This window comes from Parabacteroides sp. CH2-D42-20 (assembly GCF_003670185.1).
GTDB lineage: Bacteria > Bacteroidota > Bacteroidia > Bacteroidales > Tannerellaceae > Parabacteroides > Parabacteroides distasonis.
This window is the reverse complement of the sequence record NZ_RAYG01000005.1, coordinates 261,533-267,665: the sequence shown is the minus strand read 5'-3', so window position 1 is coordinate 267,665 and position 6,133 is coordinate 261,533. Positions and strand designations below refer to the sequence as shown.

Sequence of the window (6,133 nt, the reverse complement as noted above, 5' to 3'; positions counted from 1 at the left end):
CTTGATCGTATTCTCCCCGCTGTTTTTACTTTGTTATATCGCCGTAAAACGGGAGGATGGAGGCCCGGCGATCTTTAGGCAAGAGCGTATCGGTCGTTTCGGTCGCCCGTTCAACATCTATAAGTTCCGTAGTATGCGTCTGGACGCTGAGAAATTCGGTCCGGCCCTTTACAAGGGTGGGGCAGATCCCCGGATGACCCGTGTCGGAAAATTCCTTCGGGTACATCACTTGGACGAGTTGCCCCAGTTATGGAATGTTTTTGTGGGCGACATGTCCTTTATCGGTCCCCGTCCGGAGCGCCAGTTCTATATCGACCAGATCATGGAGCGTGATCCCCGTTACCGTTACCTCTACCAGATCCGTCCGGGGGTGACCTCTTACGCCACGCTCTACAATGGGTATACGGACACGGTCGATAAGATGCTCCGCCGCTTGCGTTACGACCTGTTCTATCTGGAGCATCGCTCTTGGCTGTTCGATTTCAAGATATTGGTGAAGACCTTCTTGAATATAGCGTTCGGTAAGAAATTCTGATATTTCTGTAATATCTTGTGGTAAAACTTTGTTTGTAAGATAATATAGCTATCTTTGCCTAATAACATAAAAAACGAAACCTCTATGGATAACAAAAAAAAAGAAATGAGACCAGTGTCTGTCTTTCAAAAGATATTGGAAGACAAACGAATTATTCGAGAATGTATTCAAAAGGGAGGTGATATAAAAGAAATAGCACGACAACGTGGAATCAAGTTTGCCACTCCCTTATGATATAGTAGAGGAAAGTGATTGGAATTATTCATTTAAGACTAAGCATGGCATTGTTTATCATGCTTATTTTATAGATTTTTCAATATACCATCCGACATTTGATAATGTCTATACTTTTAATATAGAGCCGGAGTCGGATAGACCTCATTCGATAGATAATCGTATAGCGATGACCATAGTCTCGTTATTACGGATATTCTTCTCAAGGAACGACCATGCGATGATAATGGTTTGTGATAATTTAGATGGCAAAGAAAAAAAGCGCAGATTGTTGTTCTCTAAATGGTATTCTGTTTATAATGATGGAAGCATCATAAAATACGATGCTTCCACCCAAATAGATGATTACCTGCTTTACGTTTCTATTTATTTAAATAAAAATAATTCGAAACGTAATGTTTTAGTTCAAGCCTTCTATGAATTAGTAAAGAATAATTTATATCCAATAGATGAATGACGACTATTTTTTGTGGAGGCATAGTATGGCTTTCATAAGGTTTCATACTCCTTCCTTGCGTCAAAGCAAGGGCAAGCCTTCTTTATATAGGGGCTAAGCTGGTAATGCCCTAGAATACGTGCCTCCGGGTAGTCCCTTCGTAATTGCCGTAGCAGATCCATCAAGGTACAGCGCTGGGCGTAGGTCCGGGTATCGGCCGGACGGCCCTGTTCGTCGAGTCCTCCCTCGTAACATATACCGATACTTTTGTCGTTCCATCCGGCTGCGTGCGCCCCGATCTGGTTGACCGGCCGGCAGCGGTGTAATTCCCCGTCCCGTGTGATATAGAAATGATAGCCGATATCGGCGAATCCCCGTGCCTTGTGCGATGAACGGAGCGCCTCCACAGGAAAATCCCTGTCATATCGTGTGGCCGAGCAATGAATTACAAGGAGTCTGACCTCCCTATAATTCTGGTAGAAACAATAAGCCTTACCCATGATAATTGAAAATTAGAGAATACAGGATTGGATGCCAAGTGCTCCCGCGATGGCGGTAGCTACGGCGATGATCACTTTGATAATGGTACTCCATACGGACTTTTTCATGAATTATGAATTTTAAATTATGAGTTATGAATTAGGAATCCCGGCTGATATAAGAGGAAAGCTTCGCTTTCCTTGGGACGGCCTCAGCGGACGGGCGTCAAGCGAAGAGACCGCAGCGAGCGTGAGGAGCATCCCTGTCTGAGCGAAGCGAGTTGGGATGCGACAGCGAGCGTAGGTCTCGAAGTAGCCCGTCAGCGTCAGCCTTGACCTTTTGGTTACTTTTGGGTCAAGCCAAAAGTGACACATCAGATCTCATCAGGCGACTCAGAATCGGAACCGCCCCCTTCCTCCACCGGCGTCCCGAGTATCGTCACCTTGAGCAACGAAGTCTTCTCGCCCAACAGCGAGTACCGTCGTGCCCCGTTCAGTATGGTATAGGAAGGCGAGAATCCCGGTACGATAGTCCGTATATGCGTAGCCTTGACCTCGGGGGCGGTCGCTACCCCCTTCTCCGTGACGAAGCGGTTATAGACGGTTCCGAACCCCAGCAGCTCCACCTTGTAGCCTTTCTGCAGGTTCTTGATGACATACCGCTGATAACGATCCAATACGTTCAATACGTCACCCTTCGTGAGCGACGACTCTTCGGCGATCTGATCGGCCGCGTCTTGCGTGGACAGGGTACCGAAATAATAGGGAACCGGCTTGTACACCTCCTGCTTGGGATCCGTCTTGGGGATAAAAAACTTTCGTGCTTGAAATGCTTGTGGCATGGTAATAGAAAATTAAAAGTTGATAATAGAAAATTAATTGTTTGTTGATCAACGTTACAAAGATAGGTTCCGCCGTAAGGGGCGGTGATGCCGGGTGATACCTTAGGGAATGAATAATGAATAATTAACAATGAATAATGGTAGCCAATGGCCGCCGGACTACGCTGCCCATCGTAAGCCCCTTTGGATAGGCATTGTAAGCCTCTTTGAATGGGCATTATAAGGAGCCTTGGATGGGCGTTCTAGTTGATAGTTGACAAGTGGCAGTTAATTCACCGCCGTGCGCAACTGTCACTTGTCACCTGTCAACTAATTTACGGTTCTCCGAGGTAGTGGATGATCAACCCCACCTGTCGTGGCGTGAATATACGTTGCTCGGGACGGTAGCCCGTCTCCCGCAGCTTGTCGTACAGCTCCGTGCATCGGATGATCCAGCGGCGTAGACGGTTACAGGCTTGATGGGAGGCCAGTTCCGGGAAATAGGATGCCGCCAATGCGGACTTTCTTAATGGTAAGGACATTTGATTTATTGTTTATGGATTATGAATCTGGGAAAATGAAACTTGCGAACTTGCAAACTTGCGGTCGGTTCCATACCTCACACACATACATGTACATTATAAAGGGGATTGGGGTGCTTGGCGTTGTTTGGCCGTGAATATATATTCACCCCGTGCGTTCTTTTGGATCACGCCCTTTTCCAGCATGCGCCGTAAGTGAGAATCTAGGGTATCGGTACCCATGCCGATCCTCTTTGCCTCCCGGAGCGCCTCTTGGCGGTTGAAGGCGAGGGGGAGGGCATCGAATAGCGCCTCTTGAGGAGTAGGTTCCCGTTGTTGCACGTCGGTAGCGGGCAGGATAGACAGGATATGGCAAGCGTGCCGGTAAAGAGGCTCGGTGAGGTTGAGCACGGCCTCGAAATCAGCCTCTGTCGCTGTCAGGTCCAGTTTCGGTACGATACCGTCTCGGACATTCTCTTCCGGTATGTCATCGGAAGGGGAGAGACCGGGGGAATTGAGAATGGAAAATTGAGAATTGAAAATTGTTTTGTGTGGCGGGAGGAGTTTTTCCGTGGCTCGTAGCAGGGCCACCACGCTTAGGATTCGGCAGATGTTGATGGCGATACGTGCCACGGTGCTTCTCATGGCTCCCCCGTGCGTGAAACCCGCATGGCCGAAAAGTTGCGCGAAACGTTCGTTGAAACGGATCTTTTGCTCTTCGGACAGCTTGAGCTGAATGAGATTCACGGAAGCGCCGAGCCACTCGATGAACGTCTTCCACTGTTTGCCCCATCCGGTGAACCGGGAATCATAATCCTCATCGGACAGGTCGAACTGGTTTACCCATTCGGTGATGGAGGGCATATAGTAAAACATCTGGCGTGAGAACAATCCGTTCTCGGCCGAGGGAATGAGCGGTTTCACCTGTGCCGGTGTCCCGCTTAACAAGACACTGAGAAAAGATTTCATACATTCCAGATACTCATGATTCATACGCCGGTTAAAGGCTAGTCGGTCATGATCGTAGCATTTGCGCAAGGTATCGCTCCAATGCCCGTAATCCGTGCCGATGGCGGTGCTGACGGTATCCGCCTCAGTCTCGCAGATCAGCCCCACGCCGTCCGCCTCGATGAGGTTCTCCAATACGCCCGTTCCGGAGTTATCGCCGGCGATCAGGAACATCTTAGGCCTTGGCTCTTCCGGCTCAGGGGTTTTCGCCCGCTCCTTGCCTAGGGAACCCCAGCGTGCCTTCTCCAGCCGGTATTCCTTGCGTAGGGATTTGAATTCCTCCATCATTGCCTCGTGGATCGGTTCGGCTAGGTGGCGTACCCAAGTGAGCGCCCCTTTTCCCGAGGCGGGAGGTGCCACGATGAAGGTTTGCAGGCAGGGATAATGGTATTTACGTCCGTAGAGTATGCGCAAGTGTTTGTTGAGGGTAGCGCCTAGTACGGTGACGGCACCTAGCAGCAGGATATCCCGTTGCGCCGGGGAGTCACCGCAGTCGATGAGCTGGTTCAAGAAAGGGGGCCAATCATAGTTTCCGAAGACGGGCATATTAATGTACGCCTCATGTGCGCAGGTGTGTGTGAGAGGATGAGAGGGCTGCAAGTTTGCAAGTTCGCAAGTTTCGGGCTGTTTCCCTGCGTAGCTCCGGGCGGTACCGGCCAGTTGCTTGTCGAGTTTCACGCCAGCGGTCTCTGCCCAGTGATAGACAGACCCGATTCCGTTTCGCCCGTTACCCCCTTTGAGGGCGTGGTCGAAGAGTCTGTCCGCCTCGTCGGACACATACTTTTCCGAGATACGGCAGATGCGATGGAACAACGACCGTCCCGCCTCGCCGCAATCGTTGGCGATAGCGAAGGCCAGCGGCATATACTCTTGATAGGTGGGAGCGACGTTCGCCCCCTGTTTCTCGATAGCGGCCACGAGCCGCTCTAAATCTTGAATAGTGTTCATGGTAATATATAATTTTCAATTCTCAATTTTCAATTGCCACGATTTCTCAGCCTGGCTGAAGAGTCGTGGCAGAGGAAGCAAGCCCTTGACAGGTCGGCGTTTGAGGTATCGGCTTTCAGTCCGTATCTCCACTCAAGGTATTCCCAAGCCGATCGTCGTGCCTCGTCGAAGGCCCACTCGATCGTGGCGGTAACGGACAAACGATAAGGCACGAAGAGCTTTACGCCTGTGTTACTGGGGCTGATGAAGGCGAGGTCGGGGCGTAGCCGCTCATCGGCGAACAGCGTGTCTCGCCACGTACAAGCCTCCTTGGGCGAGGCGAGATGATCGATATCGATAACCAGTTCACCCGAGGGAAAAAGCAACCGGTCCTCCTTTCGGTAGGAGAATACCCCGGCGGGCGTGACGTAAGGCAGGAGGCTTTGCTTCAACTGCTTGAAGCGTTTCTCGTCGTCCAGTGCGACACGTGTGCGGCTCGTCCGTTCCCGTAGCCATTCATTGGTGCTGATATAGGCATGCAATTGGATGATACTGACCACTCCGTTTGGCACTTGATTGGTAATCGGAGCGTTGTAAAAAGACATGATGGATTCTTCCATTGTGTTTGTTTTTTAATAAGGTTTAAACAATGATGATCCAAGGCTTTCGCTTCGGATCGCAGGTAAAGATATAGCCTTTGAATTTGTGGGTGGCGCACTCATGGGTGCGCCAATTTAAGAGTATTATAACCTATTTTAATGTTTCTTCAAGGTTTTAGCGTTTCACCATGGAGAGATTTCCCCCTTGAGACGTAATGATCGAACCGCAAAGCTCGGATCTGAACCCTTGGATTCGTGTGGCGTCCTTCGAGGTATACCTCATCTTGGATCGTTGGGGTCTGTCCTCCGTGCGAGACGCTTCCGTGTTCTTGGGTATCAGCCGCCACACACTGTCGAAGTTGAGTCCAAGCCATCCGGATGGCAGTCTGCGGCTGGAATCACTAGACCGTGTCTACGCCACCTTCCTCCACTTGGTGTCCTTCCATTTCCCGGAGAAGGAGCGTGAGCCCGAGCGAAATGAACTCCGATGTTCCCGCAGCCGGATACTGGAACAGAGTTATCCGCTATCGGGGAGGGTGCGGGAGAGGGTGGAGAGGGAGAATTTATGAATTA

Annotated in this window: 11 protein-coding genes; 5 read left to right on the top strand and 6 right to left on the bottom strand. The window is 50.2% G+C overall.

The window, feature by feature from the left end:
* The 3 genes from D7V92_RS05295 to D7V92_RS05290 form a co-directional block, all read left to right on the top strand.
* On the top strand, positions 1-535 hold a 535-nt coding region (locus D7V92_RS05295; protein WP_147441515.1), incomplete at its 5' end, for a sugar transferase.
* A gap of 84 nt (positions 536-619) precedes the next feature.
* Positions 620-769 carry a hypothetical protein gene (locus D7V92_RS22190; RefSeq protein WP_005862749.1) on the top strand — a complete coding sequence of 50 codons (150 nt, stop codon included), beginning with the start codon at positions 620-622 and terminating at the stop codon, positions 767-769.
* On the top strand, positions 741-1,226 hold the full coding sequence (locus tag D7V92_RS05290; RefSeq protein WP_048928433.1) for a DUF6169 family protein: 486 nt from the start codon (positions 741-743) through the stop codon (positions 1,224-1,226). The genes D7V92_RS22190 and D7V92_RS05290 overlap by 29 nt, the downstream gene beginning before the upstream one ends.
* Positions 1,227-1,258: 32 nt before the next feature.
* Here D7V92_RS05290 and D7V92_RS05285 read toward each other — a convergent pair whose 3' ends face one another.
* Positions 1,259-1,705 (bottom strand): N-acetylmuramoyl-L-alanine amidase, encoded by a 447-nt coding sequence (locus D7V92_RS05285; RefSeq protein WP_008772314.1) that lies wholly within the window; start codon positions 1,703-1,705, stop codon positions 1,259-1,261.
* 12 nt (positions 1,706-1,717) lie between these two features.
* Positions 1,718-1,813 (bottom strand): smalltalk protein, encoded by a 96-nt coding sequence (locus D7V92_RS22035; RefSeq protein ID WP_005855736.1) that lies wholly within the window; start codon positions 1,811-1,813, stop codon positions 1,718-1,720.
* A 72-nt stretch (positions 1,814-1,885) separates the two neighbouring features.
* Here D7V92_RS22035 and D7V92_RS22600 point away from each other — a divergent pair, with 72 nt between their 5' ends.
* Positions 1,886-2,020: a hypothetical protein gene (locus tag D7V92_RS22600; protein ID WP_255420292.1), complete on the top strand. Its 135-nt coding sequence runs from the start codon at positions 1,886-1,888 to the stop codon at positions 2,018-2,020.
* Between the two features lie 38 nt (positions 2,021-2,058).
* On the opposite strand, the gene D7V92_RS05275 is transcribed toward D7V92_RS22600, so the two are convergent.
* The 4 genes from D7V92_RS05275 to D7V92_RS05260 all read right to left on the bottom strand — a co-directional run bounded on the left by D7V92_RS05275 (position 2,059) and on the right by D7V92_RS05260 (position 5,581).
* Entirely contained in the window at positions 2,059-2,526 is a 468-nt protein-coding gene (locus D7V92_RS05275) for an HU family DNA-binding protein (RefSeq protein ID WP_005857915.1), read from the bottom strand.
* A 314-nt stretch (positions 2,527-2,840) separates the two neighbouring features.
* Entirely contained in the window at positions 2,841-3,047 is a 207-nt protein-coding gene (locus D7V92_RS05270; protein ID WP_005857347.1) for a DUF4248 domain-containing protein, read from the bottom strand.
* Positions 3,048-3,143: 96 nt separating this feature from the next.
* Positions 3,144-4,982, bottom strand: coding sequence for a DUF3987 domain-containing protein (locus D7V92_RS05265; protein ID WP_008772312.1), 1,839 nt, complete (start codon positions 4,980-4,982; stop codon positions 3,144-3,146).
* Positions 4,983-5,011: 29 nt separating this feature from the next.
* Positions 5,012-5,581 carry a BT4734/BF3469 family protein gene (locus D7V92_RS05260; protein WP_036614931.1) on the bottom strand — a complete coding sequence of 190 codons (570 nt, stop codon included), beginning with the start codon at positions 5,579-5,581 and terminating at the stop codon, positions 5,012-5,014.
* A gap of 194 nt (positions 5,582-5,775) precedes the next feature.
* Here D7V92_RS05260 and D7V92_RS05255 point away from each other — a divergent pair, with 194 nt between their 5' ends.
* Positions 5,776-6,129, top strand: coding sequence for a hypothetical protein (locus D7V92_RS05255; RefSeq protein ID WP_083790427.1), 354 nt, complete (start codon positions 5,776-5,778; stop codon positions 6,127-6,129).
* The last annotated feature ends 4 nt before the right edge of the window (positions 6,130-6,133 follow it).